Here is a 16,557-nt window from a genome sequence, read left to right as displayed (position 1 = left end):
CAGACTTGCCACACGTTCTCGCACTGACGGTTGGGTCGCAAAGGCTGTCGTCTGGCACAGACGAAACACCGGAAACCTCACCGATATTCCTGGATGTCTGGCTGTTTACCCATGCCGATCAAGGCGGACGCGCATCCGTGGCAGTCATGAAGGAATGGCTGTCGGGTATTCCGTGGTCAAATCCGACATAACAACCGCCGTTGGTCAGCGTTCAGGCCGTCATATTCATTGCCCGGTTGAACGTCTGGAAGTCGCAGGGATTGCCCAACCGGACACCGTCCTTTGCAACGTCATCCACTGTGTACTTGGCAAGCGGCGTGTTCGAACCGCCAGTCTGCAACAGGGTCGCAAGCCACTCCATTCATCGTCCAGAGCAAAACGACGGCGATATAAGCGGCATTTGCGGTGGCTGATCAAAGCTGGCGGTGAAAACCGAGTTCGCTTCCGAACTTTGGCGTGACTGACACTTCCATATGGTAAGAGATTTCAACAAAAGTCGCCCAAAGCCGTGCCGTACAGAGTGAACGACTTCACGAGGGTTTTCGTCACCCCGGCCTGTCCCCATCAACCGGAATACCCAACCCGATTTTTTTCCGGCCCATGACCACAGATGTTCGAAAGCGACGGACGTTTGAATTGTCGAAAAACAGGCGCTTCGTAAGTTCTTGAAAATCATCCATGTCCTTTGCAGTGCAGACCAGACAGAAGTCGGCGTCTCCTGTGATGTAATAGCACTGCTGGACCATAGGCTCGGACTGCACCTGTCGTGAGAACGCGTCTATCTGATCCTGACGTTCCCGCTCCAGTTCAACCATGACAATGAAGCTCATCGCGACGCCAAGTTTTTTAGCGTCAACAATCGCCACTTCGGACAGAATAGCCCCCGAGGTTCTGAGCGCCTTCAGACGCCTTTGTACGGATGCGACAGACAAGCCCGTCTCTGACGCAAGGGCTTCGAGGCCCATCTTTGCATCGGCCTGCATCAGTTGAAGCAGCTTTCGGTCAAACTGATCGAGTTTCACACGACACCTTCATCATTTAGAGAAATTTTCCCGCAAATTTGGCAAATTTGACCATAATAGATCATCGTTTGCGCGTACAACCCTCTCCATGAAAAACTCAAATATACTCGACGTCGCAAAACCGCTGGCTCTGCTTGCTGCATGCCCTGCCTACAGGCCAAGCCCCTTGGAGACCCGCAGTTTCCAGGGAAGACCGATGCTGATCAAGGACGAAACCGGCAGAATGGGCTTGGGCGCATTCAAAGCGCTCGGTGGTGTTTATGCTGTCGCCAAGCTGATCGAAGCGCGCGTTGGCCACCCCGTAGAAGCAAACGCCTTTTTGGACGACACTGTAAAGGACATCGCACGCTCGATGACTTTTGTTTGCGCCAGCGCAGGTAATCACGGCATGGCTGTGGCCGCTGGCGCGCGTCTGTTTGGAGCAAAGGCCCGCATTCACCTCGCCGAAACGGTGCCCGAGGACTTCGCCATTCGTCTGCGGGACAAGGGCGCAGAGGTAGTTCGGTCCGGCGACGACTACGAGGAAAGTGTTGCGGAAGCCATTGCCGATGCCGAGGCAACCGGCGCCATCCACCTCGCCGACGGCTCCTGGCCCGGATACACCGAACCACCCCGGCTGGTTATGGAAGGTTATACCGTCATTGCCGAAGAAATTCGGCTGGCGTTGGTGACCGCCGGAACCTGGCCCAGCCATGTATTTTTGCAGGCTGGCGTTGGCGGCCTGGCCGCAGGGGTCGCTTATATGATCCGGTCCAACTGGCCGGTTCAGCCAAAGATCATAGTCGTCGAACCGGATGCCGCGCCTTGCCTCAAGGAAAGCGCCATGGCGGGTGAGATCGTCACCGTCGAAGGACCTGTGTCAAACATGGGGCGGCTCGATTGCAAGACGCCGTCCATGTTGGCCCTGGATATTTTGAAACAGTGCGCCGATGATTGGGGTACGGTCAGCGACCAACAGGCTTTGGATGCCGTAAAACAGGCCCAGGACCTGGGTTTCTCCACGACACCTTCCGGTGCGGCAGGTTTGGCAGCCTGCTTGATGGTTGAAACCGACCTGCCGCTGATCATCCTGTCCGAAGGAAGTGTGGCCGATGCTTGACCTCACCGCATTTCGTCGGGATTTGCATGCCAACCCGGAAACCGGTTTCGATCTTGACCGGACCTCTGGACAGATCGCAGCAGCGTTGGAAGACGCAGGGCTTGAAGTCACCCGTGGGGTTGGCCGGACTGGTCTCGTCGCGACCCTGCGACGGGGTCCCGATGAAACTGCGATCGGCTTTCGTGCCGATATGGACGCCCTGCCGATACATGAGGCGACAAACTTGCCCTATCGCTCTGAAACGGAAGGCAAGTTTCATGGATGCGGGCACGATGGTCACAGCACCATGCTGCTTGGGGCCGCGCTGGAACTTGCGGCGGATCCATCATTGAAACGGACCATTCACTTCATCTTTCAGCCGGACGAAGAAAACGGAAATGGAGCCGCCGCGATGATCGCGGATGGTTTGTTCGACCGCTTCCCCATGGCCGCAATCGTCGGTCTTCACAACATGCCGGGAATGGAGCTTGGTCATTTCGCGACGCAGGCAGGGCCATTCTGTGCGTTTGAGGATAATTTCGAGATCCATATTCAGGGTCGGGGCGGGCACGCTTCCATGCCCGAAAAGGGCATCGATCCGATTGTGGTCGGGGCCGCGATTGTGCAGCAATTGCAATCGATCGTCTCTCGCTCGCTTCCAGCCAGCGAACACGCCGTGGTTTCCATCACCGAATTCCTGACGGACGGTGCGCGCAATATCCTGCCCAGCAATGTAACACTGCGCGGGGACTGCCGAGGGTTCACCGGGGATGTGTCTGAAAGCATAGAACGCAGAATGCGCGCGATTGTGGCCGGTGTCAGCGCGGCGCATGCTGCAGAGGCGCAAGTTGATTACTCGACTTCCTTCCGGCCGCTGGTGAACGACGACAGGGCAACCGATTGTATTTCGGGCGCGGCCCGTGACGTTGGCAGAATAAACGCCAGTTATGGCCGGGTCGGTTTTTCGGAAGACTTCGCCGAGTTTCTTGCACATCGTCCGGGGGCATTCATCCTGATGGGTAACGGGGTTGAGGGGAACAATGCGATGCCGCTTCACAACCCGTCATATGATTTCAACGATGATGCTATCCGCCATGGAATTGCGTTTTGGACCAACCTTGCACGGCGGGACTTCTGATACGGAAGCCTGTGTTCAAGCACATGATCTGAACGGCGGCATTGTTACGCCGATCTTATATGGGTGATACGTCAGGCCAATGAAACGCTTCCGGATGAAGCACAGGCATCCAAGGATTACGGCAACCATTACAAGGGCCGTCAAAGCGCCCCGCCGAGAAGTTTATGTTGGGCCGGGTTAAAAAGGCGCATCGAAGCCCTTGACCCGTTAACAAACTGGGCTTCTTCATTGAAAGAATATTTCCTAGGATGTCATCGTAATTTGTAACGAGTGTATTGAAAGCTAAGCTAACAGGGAGATGCCTGTTGTTGGCGCGCAGACATTGCGCCCTGCCACGACGGCAAGTGAAACCACCGAATGTCCGATATCGCGCTTTGGCTTGAGAAACACGGTTTGACTAAGTACGCCAAGGCCTTTGCCGAGCATGAAATCGAACTGAGCGATCTATCCGAATTAACGGACCAGGATCTTGTCACGATCGGACTTCCCCTTGGTCCGAGACGGCGTTTCCTGAAAGCGGTTCGTGTCGATGCAGAGGCCGGGCAAAGCCAGCCCAAGGGTCCTGACGGCCCGACAATCGTGGCCGAGCGCCGGCAGCTTACTGTAATGTTCATCGATCTGGTCGGGTCAACTGAAATTGCCCAGCGCGTCGATCCCGAAGATCTGGCGGAGGTACTTCGGCTTTTCAAGGAAACATGCGCTGCGTCCGTTGCGGCCTTTGACGGCCATATTGCAAGTTATTATGGCGATGGAATCATGGTCTTTTTCGGGTTTCCTCACGCCCATGAAGATGATGCGGAGCGTGCCGTTCGTGCGGGGCTTCGCATTATCCAGGAAGTACCGGCTATTCGCACTCACGCGAAACTGAATGTCAGAATTGGGATAGCGACCGGATTGGTCGTCGTTGGTGATTTGCGCGGCGAAAAAATGTTTGAGGATGGAACCGCCATGGGCGAGACGCCCAATCTGGCCGCCCGTCTGCAGACTATGGCGGACCCGGGAACTCTGATCGTCGCTCCAAGCACGCAACAATTGGCGGGCGACGCTTTCAACTACGTTCTGCGCGGCGCATTTAAACTCAAAGGTTTCGCCAGGGAGGTTGAAGCCTGGCAGGTTACCGGAACGCGGGAAACCGTCAGCCGCTTTTTGGCCTTGGATGACGAGTTGCTCAAGCCTTTGGTCGGCCGCACCGCAGAGTTTGAGACCCTGAACGAAAAGTGGCGGTTGGCCAGGAACGGTCAGGGACAGGTTGTGCTGGTGTCAGGCGAGCCTGGAATTGGCAAGTCGCGATTGGTTGAGGAATTACGACAGAGTATTGCGGGGGTGCCGCACACTCAAACTCGATACCAGTGTTCGCCTTACCATTACGCAAGTGCGTTTTATCCTGTCATTCGCCAACTCAAAATTGCGGCGGGACTCCGTTCCGACGATTCAAGCGACGTAAAACTCAAAAAAATCTCTGCCGTTCTTGGCGATCAGTCTGACCATGCATTGAAATTGGCAGCGTCGCTTCTGTCGGTTCCATTTGAAGATCAATTGGGCCCGTTGAATCTGACTCCGCAGCATCTCATGGAGCAGACGCTGGAAATGCTGCTGAGCAATCTGACGGCAGTGGCCGGGAAAAAACCGCTGCTGTTCCTGTTCGAGGATGCGCATTGGATTGATCCGACGACCAAGCTGTTGCTGGATCGGATCGTGGACCGGATTCATGACCTTCCGGTGCTGGTTGTCATGACATTCAGACCCGAGTTCGACCCGGGCTGGGCGCTGCAATCAAATCTTTCGAAAGTGGTTTTGAAGCAGTTGGATTTCCACCAGGTCAAGAACATTGTGGATGAAGTCGCCAAAGGCCAGTCGATCTCGGACGAAATGTATGACCTCGTTGCGGCCAGATCCGACGGTGTGCCTCTATACGTGGAAGAAGTGACCAAAGACCTTCTGGAATCCGGCGGTTTGACCGAAGGAACAGACGCGTATTCAATGGGTCTAGTTTCTCCGGCGAACTCGGTTCCCAGTGCCTTGCACGATGCGTTGATGGCGCGCCTTGACCGGTTGAGTTCGGCCAAGGAAGTGGCCCAGATCGGAGCTGTCATTGGACCTCAGTTTTCGTATCCGCTTATCGCCAAGGTGGCCCGCATTGAAGATACAGCGTTGCGCGCGGGTTTGGAGCTTTTGTTGGATGCAGGCATAGTCACGGTTTCTGATGCCGATGATCATGAAACCTTCAGTTACCGTCACGCGCTTATTCGCGACACCGCCTACAACAGTCTTCTGAAAAGCGAACGCCGTGTTTTGCACGCTCGTGTTGCCCGAAGACTGGAAGACAAGGAGGTTCATACGGGTGATGCCAGCCCGGAAATTCTGGCACACCACTACACGATGGCGGGCATGAACAAGGAAGCAATCGACTACCGGCATCTTGCGGGCCAGCACGCGGTTCAACGATCTGCCAACATCGAGGCAGGTACACAATTGTCCCTGGCGATTGAGCAGTTGGCGGAACTGAGCCAAAGCACCGATCGGGACCGAAAAGAAATCGAGATACAGGTTCTCAGGGCAGGTGTTCTGCGATCAACGGCTGGTATTGCCGCTGATGAAACCGGTTCTGTCTACTCAAGAATACGCGACCTTTGTGAACGCGTTGAAGAGACAGAACATTTGTTCCCGGTTCTGAACGGTTTGTATTCCTTTCATTTGGTGCGCGCCGAGTACGATTTGGCCAGAAATGTTGCTGGGCAATTGCTGGATCTGGCGCATTCGACTGGCCAGACGCAACATCAAATGGTGGCGCACCGGGCGATGGGCGCGGTACTATTTCATATCGGGGAACTAGACCCGGCCTACGCGCATCTGAGCAAGGCGCTGGAACTCTACAGCCGGGAACGCGATGGGCATCTGGCGTTTATTTACGGATCGGACCACGCCGCGATTACCTCATGTTTCCTGAGCCTTGCGATCTGGATGCGCGGTGCGCCGGACAAGGCGCTTGAAGTCCAGAAAAAAGCGGTCGTTGCCGCAAAGGACCTTCAGCACGCCCACAGCATCGCGCAGGCGCTGACCTACCTGTGCATGCTTCATCTTCTGCGCCGCGAACCGGAACAGGTTATCGAGGTTACTGATCAACTTGAGCAGCTTTCCTCCAAGCACTCCTTCACATTCATGACTTTGACGGCATCCCTCTGGCGAAGCTGGGTGGATGCCCATGTTTCACCCCAGCCGGAAACGATCCGCGCATTACGCAAGGCATCAGAAGCATGGTGGGCCAGCGGCGCGGGAAACTACAAGCCGTTCTTTCTTACCTTGATTGCGGAGCTCACGCTGAAATCCGGCGACCGGGAAGGTGCGCTGGATTGCCTCGCCGAAGCACGCAAACACCACGGACTGACCAATGAGGGATGGGCCCAAGCTGAGACGGAACGGGTCTATGCCCTCGCATCTTCAGAGAATGGGGTCGCTGAAAACGAGTTTCGTTTGGGTTTGGATGTCGCGCGACAACAGAATGCCAAGATGTTCGAACTTCGAACGGCATTGGACTATGTCAAGCACTGCCAAAAATACGGTCGAGCTGCCTTTCCCACTTCCGATCTTCGTGCCGTCTTGCAAACGGTCACGGGCGGAGAGCATACAATTGACGTGAGCGATGCCTTGAAATGGCTTGATGAAACAACCGTCGGCTAACGCACGTCTGCTCAAGATGACACGGACGGGTAACTCGTCCCTTGCGCCTCCTAGGTTCGAGAGGCTTCAAACGCCGCCCACGCTTTTTCAAAGGCGTCGAAATCGAACCCTGATTGACGCGCGGGCACCAGGATAAGCTTCTCAGTTTCAAGCAACTTGATGATCGCCTGTTCAAGCACGTCCATCACCTCGGGCGGAACCACCAGTGCGCCATGCCGGTCTGCATGCACAAGGTCCCCGTCCCTGATTGAAAGTCCGAAGATCGACACCTGCGTTCCAACCTCTTTCACGTGCACGAAACCGTGGCTTGGCCCGACCGAGCCCGCCACAACCGGAAACCCGTCGGGCAAATCGCCGAGGTCGCGCATAACCCCGTTGGTTAATGCGCCACTGATGCCAAAACCCTTGTGGATCGTGGTGTTGATCTCACCCCAATAGGCACCGATGCAGTGCGGGTAATCCGTATCCTCGACCACGGTCACGACCGGACCGGTCCCCGAAGCCATGTTCCGGTAGTAGTCCATCCGACGCTTTCGGATCACCTCTGGCGCCTCGGTCGGCGGGTTCACGGCGGCAATCTTCGCGGTGCGTGCATATCCCACCATCGCGCCCGCACCGGGATCAGAGCACAACATGGTGCCCCGGGTGAAATCATTGAACCCTCGTTTGCCTTGCGCCACTTCGATGGCGTTGCAAACCGTGGCGGTATCGACCTTTTTCAGCAGGTTCAGCAGGGAATTCTTCATATCGCCTCCAGCCAGCGGGTCAGAGCCGCCGTGGTTTGTTGCGGTTGTTCCAAAGTCGGCAGGTGACCAGCCCGTTCGATAACCTCGAGCCGGCTCTGCGGCATCAGCGTGTGCATCATTTCGTGCCGCGATACCGGACATAAGGCATCGTCGCGCCCACACAGAACAAGGGCTTCACCGTTGAAGTTTTGCAGCGTTTCGCTTTGGTCTGGCCGATCTCGCAACGCTTTGGATTGATTGACAAAGACATCGGGACCAAGACCCTCTGCCATATCCATGCAAAGGTTCAGAATTGCAGCTTTGTCCGGGCCATCGGTCAGATAGTTGGGTTTCATCTCGTCCGCCATCACGATGCGCAGGTCTCCTCGTTCGACAGCCGCAATCTGCGGACCGCGCCTGGCTTTGACCTCATCCGTTTCGGCCAAATGGTTGGTGTCCATCAGCGCCAGGCCCACCACACGGTCCGGTGCCTGCCGCAGGATTTCCATAGCCACGATACCGCCCATTGAGAGCCCCGCCACAGCAAACCGTTGCGGCGCGCAGGCCAGCACGTCTTTGGCAAGAGCCGCCATCGTGTCATGGCCCCCGATTGGCGCAGTCAGAATTGGAACCCTGCCCGACAAAGCCGCGATTTGGGCGCTGAAAAGTCGCGCGTCACACATCATCCCAGGCAACAGAACAAGTGGCGTCATTTGACCAATGCGGCCCCTTCGGCAAGCGCGCCCAGCTTGGCATAGGCTATGTCCGGGTCGACCGCGCCGAAGCCGGCAAAAGTGCCAAAGCCGCAATCCGATCCCGCAATCACCCGGTCGCCCCCTACGATATCCGCAAAGCGTTCAACCCGCTGCGCGATCAGTTCGGGATGTTCGACAAAGTTCGTCGTGGTGTCGACGACGCCCGGCACCAGAATCTTGTCGGCTGGAATTTCGGCTTTGCGGTCACGAAACACGGTCCATTCGTGGGCATGGCGCGGGTTCGAGGTTTCGAACAGCACATAGCGCGACTTTGTCGACATCAGTGTCGAAAACACCTTGTCCATGCCGATATCGCAGCAATGCGGACCTTCGTAATTGCCCCAGCAAATGTGAACACGCACCTTGTCGGCCGGCACATCCTGCAACGCGTGGTTCAGCGCCTCGACATGCATGTTGGCGATTTTCAGGAACTCATCGTCGGACAGATCGGTGAACAACATATGCCGCGACAGAGCAAGATCGGGGCAATCCAGTTGCAGATCAAGACCCGCACCAACAATGGTTTCGTATTCCGTCTTCATCACGTCGGCCAGCGCTACCAGATAGGCCTCGCGCGTTGGGTAAAAGTCGTTTTGCAGGAACAGGGATATCACCCCGGGGCTGGCGGCGTTCATGAAGCCGCGCGCCACCCCGTGTTCGGCCATCGCCGCCTTGAGATTGGCAATATCCTTCTGCAACTCATCCTGCCCTTTTGAACGCACCTCGCCCACGCACATGGGCCGGGCATATTGCGGGGTTCCGCCGTCATTCGCCAGCCGCTGCAGAAAGCCCGGGAACATCTTGAGGTCCGCTGGCGCGTTGCGCGGGCTGTCACCGGCAAAGCCGGTGTAGCGGTCCTTGACATAGGTGGCGTACGAGATTTTCGAGGTTTCACCGTCCGATACGATATCAATCCCGGCCGCCGCCTGTTTGCGCACGGTATCGGACACGGCTGCGGTCATGCAGGTGTCAAATTTGGCCTGATCGAACGGCTCCTCCCGCTCGCGTGCGAAGATGAAGTCCACGACCTCCTGACTGCGCGGCAAGCTTCCCACGTGGGTGGTCAATATGCGGGTCATTTGTTCATCTCCCTTCGAAACTCAGTCCCGCGCCGGGACGGATGCCCGACGCAGGTTCTATTTGGCGCGCCCCAACCGGAAGGGGAACGCGCGCTGGCACCATTAAGCACCCGTCCAGGTCGCCCCGGCCGGATCATCGGTTGCAGTGATCCGGTACAGGCCCGCTTCGCCGGTCATCGAAGGCTCGGCGCTGTAGCTTTCGCCGGGCAAGGCCAAGGCAGTGTCGCCGTTCGACAGGGTGGTCTCAACATCGTTGATCCGGATGCGCCAGTGACCGCTTGCGGGCATCAATACGACCGGTTTTTCAGCCACGACCGCCTCGGTCACGGCCGAGCCGCGTGTCAGAAAATCAACCTCGAACCCGGGCTTGTCCTTGATCAGACCCTTTTCGCCGATCACAACCGCCGGCTTGTGCGCCGCCAGTGCCATCAGGTCCCAGTAGCGGGCGACATATTTGCCGATCACCGCGTCGACGGGAACCTCGGGGTACGCTTTCAGTTCTTCTTCGGTCAGCAGCGGCATGGGCTGCACATTGTGCGGCAGGTCCTCGCCCTTTTTGCTGTCGTACAGAACACCGTTATTGCCCAGCATCAGACCATGTGCCTGTGCGTCCTCGATCACCTGCGGTGCCCAGGTCACGCCGCCACCGGCATCGTCGCCACCCAGCATCGACATGATCATCCCATAGTCCTGGCCCACATTCTCGAAGCCGCGGAAGATGCCCGTCGGGATGTTGAAGATGTCACCTTCCTCGGCGATGAACTCGCCTGCAGTGCCATAACGGCCCCAGAAGAACCGCCACCGGCCTTTGGCAACAAAGAAAACCTCGGCCGTGGTGTGGCTGTGAAGCGAGTTGCGGCATTTCGGGGGCTGCCCCGCTGCGCCGATGTTGAACCCGATCTTGTCGGTGATGTGGACGTGCTGGTCCGGGCTTTCGCTGACCCCGCCACCGATGATGGTAAAGTTCTCTTTCTGGTCCGAGCCCGGCGTGTGGGCGTCGATAAATGCGGCTTTACAGGGTTTCAGTTCGCCATAGCGGACAATGCGGCTTTCGATGGTACTCATATCTTTCTTCCTTTTGCGGGGGGTTTGATCGGATCAAACCGTTCCACCCGGCGGGCGATTGTTCAGCCGCCGGGCGCGCAGGCTGGCGCGGTGGGCGTGGTAACGCCGCATCGCCTGCCCGGCATCCAGATTTGAGATACGGCACGGCATGCTAGAGATCGCCAGTTTTCAAAAGGATCTGTTTCCAGATCGATGTTTCGTCAAAAAGGGTGTATTCCCTGCGCAGACCCCAGGGGCCAAACTCGGCCTGGCTGATACCCAGAACAAAGACCTCGGCCCCGGTTGGAACGCCAAAGACACCCCAGCCGTCGTGCTTGCCGTGCAGCGTCCAGCGGATCGCGGCGCGCGGCGGCATTACCGGATCGTCGCGGCCAATCTGGTGCTGAATCTTGAATTCTGCATTCGGGAACGAGGCGCGCAGGCCCATCCAGAACCGGTCCACCGGACCCCAGCTGTGTCCTGTGGTGCCGCCGGGATATTCCGACAAGACGGCGCGGTCATACTCTGCCTCGATCACACCCATGTCGGCATTCATGATACGGGTCAGAATATCAGCGTATTTCTGACCCCACTCGTTGTCATTTCCACGCCCTTTGTAAGGGCCTGGCTTGTCATTTGCGGGCGTGTAGGGTTGCACGCAGGCGTCTGGCCCACCTTCACGGGCGATCAGGTCTCGGGCGTATTCCTTGGGATCCCAGCCCATCTGCTGAACAATCGCGCTCTGGTCGCGGATCAGCCATTCGTCGTTGATCTGGTTGTTGATGGCGTGGCAATCGGCCAGAATCCGGTAAACCAGCTTTTTCCCTGTGGCCTTACCGTAAACGCCATCGCCCAGATGGGTCGCCGTTGACAGCAACCGGTGCGAGGACAGCATCCCTGCTTCCGGGGTTCCGGACCAGATTACATCCTCGCCCAGAAGCGTACGGTCGGGAAACTCGGCAAGGGTGGCCATCGTGGCGGCGATAACACCCTGATTGCCAACCACAACCGATCCAGGTGAGCGCACCACGATGTCCGGCGCGTAATAGTGATGCAGCGTGGCTATGCCGCGATCCTCCCAGATCTCCTTGGTGATGCCGATGATGTAATCGGGAAAGTCTTTGAATTTGGGATCAAACCCCTTCATGTCTTCCATCCTTCAGGTATGCGGGCCGAGCCGCGAACAATAAGAGGTCCGTCAATCTCGACCCGGCGCGGACTGACATCAGGATCTTCGATTTTGCTGAGCAGAATATCGACGGTCTCAGCGACCATGCGGTTGGCGGGTTGGCGAATGGTGGTCAGGTTGTACGCCGGCCATGACGCCACGGCGACATCGTCATATCCGATGACCGAAACGTCGCCCGGGACATTCAAACCCAACTCGAAGCGCAGCGTGTCCATCACGGAAATGGCCATGTGATCGTTGGCGACAAACACAGCATCAGGCGCATCGGAGTTGAACATCTTAAGCGTCGCTTGCCGGGCTTCTTCGGCCACAAAATTCCCGACTTCGCGGGCGTGCAGCGTGACCCCAGCCTCCTTCAAGGCCGCCACGAACCCTGCTTCGCGATCCCTCTGGGTCGAAGCACCTTCCCATCCGGCGATGTAACCAATCTTTTGGTGCCCGCCGGCCAACAGGAACTCGGCGGCCTTTCGTCCTCCGGCCACATTGTCGGACGTAACTGACGACATGGCAGTATCGTCCTGTGCCCGATTGAACAGCACCATCGGTACGCCTGCGGTTCGGCAGCGGTCGGACAGATCCGACGACAGTGCAACCGAGGCCGCGATGATCCCGTCGACCTGAAAGTCGAGTATTTCCTCGACCACGTTGTCGATATTTCCAGCCTGATGCGAGGCCATGAAAATCAGCACGTGGTACCCACGCTCCTGCAGTGTGTTTGTCAGCTTTTCCAGCGCCTCAGGATAGAACTGATTGTTCAGATATGCGACAACAAGCCCGATGATCCGGCTTTTCCCAGACACCACGGCGCGGGCCAGAACGTTCGGGCGATACCCCAGTTCCTTGGCGGCCTTGCGCACCTTTTCCACGGTTTTCTTTGATGCCGATGCACCAGGGGTGAAGACCCGGCTGACCGCAGATTGGCTGACCCCTGCGAGGCGGGCGACTTCCAGTGATGTAACCTTGTGTGTCGCCATCAGTCCGCCGTCCAACCCCCGTCAACCATAAGCGCCGTGCCGGTCACCAAGGCCGATGCATCCGACGCCAGGTAGACCACCGCCCCCATGATGTCCTCAATCTCACCCGGCCGGCCCAGCTTGATCTTGTCCAGAATCCAGGTTCGTTTGTCCGGATCGTCGAACGTTGACCTGGTCAGGTCGGTCAAGATGAATGTGGGACAGATGGTGTTGACGCGGATCTTTGCGGATCCGAACTCCAGCGCCATCGCCTTTGAAAACCCCTCGACGGCGAATTTCGACGCGCAGTACACGGCGCGTTCCCGGCCCCCCACATGACCCATCTGGCTTGAGATGTTGATCAGCGAACCGGGGCGGCCGACCTCCAACAACCCTTTGGCAACGGCTTGGGTCAGGAAATAGGCCCCTTTGACATTAACGCCCATGACGGCGTCAAAATCATCCGGTTGCGTGTCCACAGCCTTGCTGTGGCGGGCAAGGCCGGCCGAGTTCAGCAAAATGTCGAAAGGTCCGTTTTGCGCCACGGCCGCGGCTGTGGCTGCAACGTCCGAGACGTCCAGCTCAAGTGTCTTGGCTGACCATCCGCGCGCTGACATCTCATTCGCGATGTCTTGCAACGCGCCAACGCGGCGCGCTGCCAATGTGACCTCAGCACCATGTTCCGCAAGGGCTACAGCGCAGGCCATGCCGATGCCAGATGAGGCGCCGGCGACCAGAGCGCGCTTGCCGCTCAGACTGAAACTTGGGGTGCTGGGGAATTGGGGCATATCAGACCTCGCCGACCGGGAACGGAATTGTGCCCGGAACACGTGCCTTGTTGAACTCGCGCAGGCGGGCAAAGACATCTACGCCCAGTTGGCGGTAGGCGTCCAGCAGATCGACCATCACCCAGTTTTCTCGGATCAGGCCATCCTCGAGCCTCCAGAAATCAAGGCTGCGCATGGTGATCCGCTTGCCGGACGGCGCAATTCCCATCCAGCCATCATGCGTGACGGTCTGAATCATGTCCGGCCAACCGGTCACGGCGGCATAATCACCATCGCCAAAGAAGTGGTAGGTGATTTCATCGACGTATTTGCCGCGGTCGGGCATACCGTTCAGAAAGGGGATCTGGTGCCAGTTGCGGAAACCCGCGATGCCGCGCCCGGTTCCAATCCCGGCGGGGCCGTACCAGTTCATGCGCGGATGCCAGAACTTCTCCATCTCCATCACTTCAGGCCCACCCTGGCTGGGGTGTTTCTTCAGATGGTCCAACATGTCGACGATATGGGCGCATGAAGTCTTTGACTTCGCTTCATCCCACGGACCTGGCACCATCCCGTCGAGCGTCGCAGGGCCGGGAATACAGAACTCCAGCCCCAGTGACGGAACCATCGGCCAGGCCTTGGCCTGCATCATCACTTCGGGGATGTCCCAGAGCGTCTGGATTTCCACAACCTTGTCGCCTTCGAAGCGATAGAATTCGTGGAACCGCATATGGGTCAGATGCCCCGTCGGCGGGATGTCCAGCCAGGGGGCGACGAAGGTACCAACGTAGTGGCCGCCACAGCCGACCCAATCATTGCCCTGTTCGGTCCGGCCACCCATCACGATCCAGTCACGACGCTCCAGATCGGGCATGGATCTCAGCAGCGGCGCATAACAGGTGTCATAGAGTTCCTGCGGTCCGGTCAGGTCACCAAACGGGTGCGGCATGTGAACGATGGCATCCGGCGCGATCACCGCACCCAATGCCGCGCGAACGCCGGTTTCATCGAAGTTGTACATGGCCTCGCGCAGAGGCGCGATCAGGGCCTTGTGGGTAGAGTGTTTGTCCATTGCGAAATCTCGCATTGCTTTTACTGCTTACTTCAGAAATTTCGTGACGCCCGGGCCAATCCCGGGCGCTGGTTTGACAGCGATTTCCGCCGCGCCTGTCAGGTGGCCTCGGCGGTCTCGCGATACACAGCACCCTCTCCATACGGCACGTTGATGCCGCCAAAACGGCGGACGCGGATGTTGCACTGTTCGGCGTGGCCGACAAAACCTTCCAGCATGCAAAGCCGCGAACCGTATTCGCCGACCATTGTTGCGGCCTCGTCGGTCAGAACCTTCTGATAGCTGTGGGTTTTCAGGAACTTGCCCACCCAGAGGCCGCCAGTGTAACGCCCGGCTTTCTTGGTCGGCAGCGTGTGGTTGGTGCCGATTACCTTGTCGCCATTGGCAACGTTGGTGCGTGGCCCGAGGAAAAGCGCGCCGTAGCAGGTCATGTTTTCCAGGAACCAGTCATCGCGGTCGGTCATGACCTGAACATGCTCGGACGCGATGTCATCAGCCACTTGCAGCATCTCGTCATAGGTATCGCAGAGGATGACCTCACCATATTCCTCCCAACTGACCTTGGCAGTACCGGCGGTGGGCAGGATGCCGAGGATACGGTCGATCTCGCTCAGCGTGTCTTCGGCCAGCTTGCGCGAGTTGGTGACCAGAACGCAGGGACTGTTATAGCCATGCTCGGCCTGCCCCAGCAGATCGGTGGCGCAAAGCTCGGCATCGGCTGCGGTCTCATCGGCGATGACCATCGTCTCGGTCGGACCCGCGAAAAGATCGATACCGACGCGGCCAAACAACTGGCGCTTGGCTTCGGCAACAAAGGCATTGCCGGGTCCAACCAGCATGTGAACCGGATCGATGGTTTCCGTACCGATCGCCATGGCGCCAATCGCCTGAATGCCGCCCATGACATAAATCTCATGCGCACCGCCCAGATGCATCGCCGCGATTACAGCCGCGTTCGGCCTACCCTGAAATGGCGGCGTGCAGGCGATGATCCGGGGAACACCCGCAACCTTTGCCGTTGCCACAGACATATGCGCCGAAGCGACCATCGGGAACTTGCCACCGGGGACGTAGCAGCCCACGGACTGCACCGGGATATTCTTGTGCCCCAGGATCACGCCGGGCAGGGTTTCAATCTCGATATCCAGCATCGAGTCGCGCTGCGCCTGGGCGAAATTCATCACCTGCTTCTGGGCGAATTTGATATCGGCCAGTTCACGCTCGGACAAAGACGCAATCAGATCGTCGATCTGTTGCTGGCTCAGGCGAAAGCTTTCGGGCGAGTAGCTGTCGAATTTCTCCGACAACTCGCGAACCGCGGTATCGCCTCGGGTTTCGATGTCCTTCAGCGTTGCCTCGACAACGGCGCGGGTTTTGGCATCGTCGTCGGCCCGGTCAGCCTCGGGTTTGCCGCGTTTCAGGTGTTCAATTGCCATTGTCCTAATCCTCAGTTTTCGGGCCGGGGCGGAACCTTCTCTCCCCGGTCAAATGCTTCCCAGCCTTCTCCATTGAACAGATCAACGCCCAGCTGCGCGGCAACGTGGGCAAAATCGACATTCACCCAATTGTCGACGATCTTGCCGTCAACGACTTTCCAGAAGTCCATGTAGCGGATCTCGACCCGCTTGCCGGTGGGGGCGATACCCAGAAACTCGCCCGAATGTGTCGCCTCCTGCCGGCCAAAGGCTGCGGCCCACTCGCCCATGTAGAGGCGCGCTTCGTCGATGCAGGTCTTGTCGGAAAACGCCGCCTGAAACGGGCGCTGCCAGTTTTCCTGAAATTCCTTCAGCCCGGTCTTGGTGCCGCAGCCCTGGTTGCCCAGCCAACGGAACCCTTCCGCGAAAAACTCGCCGATATCGTCAATGCGGTGGTCGTTCAGACCGTCGACCATCCCCTCGATCACGGCCCGGGTTTGTTCGGTTTTGCTCATGTCCGTGTCGCGTGTCAGCACGGCCTGTTCAGGGCGGGAACCCTTCATGTCTCTATTCCTTATCTGGTTGCCAAGAGGTTTTCTGTGTGGACGGGGAGGGTTAGTCGGCCGTCAGAAAATCCCTTGG

The 16,557-nt window shown here is 57.9% G+C and carries 16 protein-coding genes; 4 read left to right on the top strand and 12 right to left on the bottom strand.

Annotation, left to right across the window (positions count from 1 at the left end; translation table 11 throughout):
• Positions 1-5 precede the first annotated feature (5 nt).
• A complete protein-coding gene (locus ACR0CG_RS05630; protein ID WP_480523255.1) occupies positions 6-191 on the top strand; it encodes a hypothetical protein in 186 nt (61 codons plus the stop codon).
• A 20-nt stretch (positions 192-211) separates the two neighbouring features.
• Here the strand turns inward: ACR0CG_RS05630 and ACR0CG_RS05625 are convergent, their stop codons facing one another.
• Positions 212-361 (bottom strand): hypothetical protein, encoded by a 150-nt coding sequence (locus ACR0CG_RS05625; protein ID WP_480523254.1) that lies wholly within the window; start codon positions 359-361, stop codon positions 212-214.
• 184 nt (positions 362-545) lie between these two features.
• Positions 546-1,022: an Lrp/AsnC family transcriptional regulator gene (locus ACR0CG_RS05620; protein ID WP_480523252.1), complete on the bottom strand. Its 477-nt coding sequence runs from the start codon at positions 1,020-1,022 to the stop codon at positions 546-548.
• 88 nt (positions 1,023-1,110) lie between these two features.
• On the opposite strand from ACR0CG_RS05620, the gene ACR0CG_RS05615 reads away from it, so the two are divergent.
• The 3 genes from ACR0CG_RS05615 to ACR0CG_RS05605 all read left to right on the top strand — a co-directional run bounded on the left by ACR0CG_RS05615 (position 1,111) and on the right by ACR0CG_RS05605 (position 6,916).
• Entirely contained in the window at positions 1,111-2,121 is a 1,011-nt protein-coding gene (locus ACR0CG_RS05615; protein WP_480523250.1) for a pyridoxal-phosphate dependent enzyme, read from the top strand.
• Positions 2,114-3,238, top strand: a complete 1,125-nt coding sequence (locus tag ACR0CG_RS05610) for an amidohydrolase (RefSeq protein ID WP_480523248.1) — start codon at positions 2,114-2,116, stop codon at positions 3,236-3,238. The genes ACR0CG_RS05615 and ACR0CG_RS05610 overlap by 8 nt, the downstream gene beginning before the upstream one ends.
• Before the next feature lie 357 nt (positions 3,239-3,595).
• Positions 3,596-6,916, top strand: coding sequence for an ATP-binding protein (locus ACR0CG_RS05605; protein ID WP_480523246.1), 3,321 nt, complete (start codon positions 3,596-3,598; stop codon positions 6,914-6,916).
• Between the two features lie 50 nt (positions 6,917-6,966).
• Here the strand turns inward: ACR0CG_RS05605 and ACR0CG_RS05600 are convergent, their stop codons facing one another.
• The 10 genes from ACR0CG_RS05600 to ACR0CG_RS05555 all read right to left on the bottom strand — a co-directional run bounded on the left by ACR0CG_RS05600 (position 6,967) and on the right by ACR0CG_RS05555 (position 16,478).
• The gene (locus ACR0CG_RS05600; protein ID WP_480523244.1) at positions 6,967-7,662 is read right to left on the bottom strand and encodes an RraA family protein; all 696 of its coding nucleotides are present in this window, start codon (positions 7,660-7,662) and stop codon (positions 6,967-6,969) included.
• The gene (locus tag ACR0CG_RS05595; RefSeq protein ID WP_480523243.1) at positions 7,659-8,354 is read right to left on the bottom strand and encodes an alpha/beta fold hydrolase; all 696 of its coding nucleotides are present in this window, start codon (positions 8,352-8,354) and stop codon (positions 7,659-7,661) included. The genes ACR0CG_RS05600 and ACR0CG_RS05595 overlap by 4 nt, the downstream gene beginning before the upstream one ends.
• Positions 8,351-9,475 (bottom strand): cobalamin-independent methionine synthase II family protein, encoded by a 1,125-nt coding sequence (locus ACR0CG_RS05590; protein WP_480523241.1) that lies wholly within the window; start codon positions 9,473-9,475, stop codon positions 8,351-8,353. The genes ACR0CG_RS05595 and ACR0CG_RS05590 overlap by 4 nt, the downstream gene beginning before the upstream one ends.
• 102 nt (positions 9,476-9,577) lie before the next feature.
• On the bottom strand, positions 9,578-10,540 hold the full coding sequence (locus tag ACR0CG_RS05585; protein ID WP_480523239.1) for a cupin domain-containing protein: 963 nt from the start codon (positions 10,538-10,540) through the stop codon (positions 9,578-9,580).
• 151 nt (positions 10,541-10,691) lie between these two features.
• Entirely contained in the window at positions 10,692-11,666 is a 975-nt protein-coding gene (locus ACR0CG_RS05580; protein WP_480523237.1) for a nuclear transport factor 2 family protein, read from the bottom strand.
• A complete protein-coding gene (locus tag ACR0CG_RS05575; protein WP_170817123.1) occupies positions 11,663-12,682 on the bottom strand; it encodes a LacI family DNA-binding transcriptional regulator in 1,020 nt (339 codons plus the stop codon). Before ACR0CG_RS05575 ends, ACR0CG_RS05580 begins: the two co-directional genes overlap by 4 nt.
• Complete coding sequence (locus ACR0CG_RS05570) at positions 12,682-13,449, bottom strand: SDR family NAD(P)-dependent oxidoreductase (protein ID WP_480523235.1); 768 nt, start codon at positions 13,447-13,449, stop codon at positions 12,682-12,684. The genes ACR0CG_RS05575 and ACR0CG_RS05570 overlap by 1 nt, the downstream gene beginning before the upstream one ends.
• A gap of 1 nt (position 13,450) precedes the next feature.
• Positions 13,451-14,500: an ester cyclase gene (locus tag ACR0CG_RS05565; RefSeq protein ID WP_480523233.1), complete on the bottom strand. Its 1,050-nt coding sequence runs from the start codon at positions 14,498-14,500 to the stop codon at positions 13,451-13,453.
• Between the two features lie 98 nt (positions 14,501-14,598).
• Positions 14,599-15,936, bottom strand: coding sequence for a histidinol dehydrogenase (hisD, locus tag ACR0CG_RS05560; protein WP_480523231.1), 1,338 nt, complete (start codon positions 15,934-15,936; stop codon positions 14,599-14,601).
• A gap of 11 nt (positions 15,937-15,947) precedes the next feature.
• Entirely contained in the window at positions 15,948-16,478 is a 531-nt protein-coding gene (locus ACR0CG_RS05555; protein WP_170682669.1) for an ester cyclase, read from the bottom strand.
• Between the last annotated feature and the right edge of the window lie 79 nt (positions 16,479-16,557).

It is taken from the genome of Ruegeria sp. AB8 (assembly GCF_056542605.1).
Note: the sequence above shows the minus strand (reverse complement) of the source record. Positions and strands in the feature narration are given on the sequence as shown.

Bases quoted from the DNA above. Each gene is read 5' to 3' on its own strand.
- ACR0CG_RS05585 (WP_480523239.1), bottom strand. From the start codon at position 10,540: ATGAGTACCATCGAAAGCCGCATTGTCCGCTATGGCGAACTGAAACCC.
- ACR0CG_RS05590 (WP_480523241.1), bottom strand. From the start codon at position 9,475: ATGACCCGCATATTGACCACCCACGTGGGAAGCTTGCCGCGCAGTCAG.
- ACR0CG_RS05580 (WP_480523237.1), bottom strand. From the start codon at position 11,666: ATGAAGGGGTTTGATCCCAAATTCAAAGACTTTCCCGATTACATCATC.
- hisD (WP_480523231.1), bottom strand. From the start codon at position 15,936: ATGGCAATTGAACACCTGAAACGCGGCAAACCCGAGGCTGACCGGGCC.
- ACR0CG_RS05575 (WP_170817123.1), bottom strand. From the start codon at position 12,682: ATGGCGACACACAAGGTTACATCACTGGAAGTCGCCCGCCTCGCAGGG.
- ACR0CG_RS05570 (WP_480523235.1), bottom strand. From the start codon at position 13,449: ATGCCCCAATTCCCCAGCACCCCAAGTTTCAGTCTGAGCGGCAAGCGC.
- ACR0CG_RS05615 (WP_480523250.1), top strand. From the start codon at position 1,111: ATGAAAAACTCAAATATACTCGACGTCGCAAAACCGCTGGCTCTGCTT.
- ACR0CG_RS05595 (WP_480523243.1), bottom strand. From the start codon at position 8,354: ATGACGCCACTTGTTCTGTTGCCTGGGATGATGTGTGACGCGCGACTT.
- ACR0CG_RS05605 (WP_480523246.1), top strand. From the start codon at position 3,596: ATGTCCGATATCGCGCTTTGGCTTGAGAAACACGGTTTGACTAAGTAC.
- ACR0CG_RS05600 (WP_480523244.1), bottom strand. From the start codon at position 7,662: ATGAAGAATTCCCTGCTGAACCTGCTGAAAAAGGTCGATACCGCCACG.
- ACR0CG_RS05625 (WP_480523254.1), bottom strand. From the start codon at position 361: ATGGAGTGGCTTGCGACCCTGTTGCAGACTGGCGGTTCGAACACGCCG.
- ACR0CG_RS05565 (WP_480523233.1), bottom strand. From the start codon at position 14,500: ATGGACAAACACTCTACCCACAAGGCCCTGATCGCGCCTCTGCGCGAG.
- ACR0CG_RS05555 (WP_170682669.1), bottom strand. From the start codon at position 16,478: ATGAAGGGTTCCCGCCCTGAACAGGCCGTGCTGACACGCGACACGGAC.
- ACR0CG_RS05610 (WP_480523248.1), top strand. From the start codon at position 2,114: ATGCTTGACCTCACCGCATTTCGTCGGGATTTGCATGCCAACCCGGAA.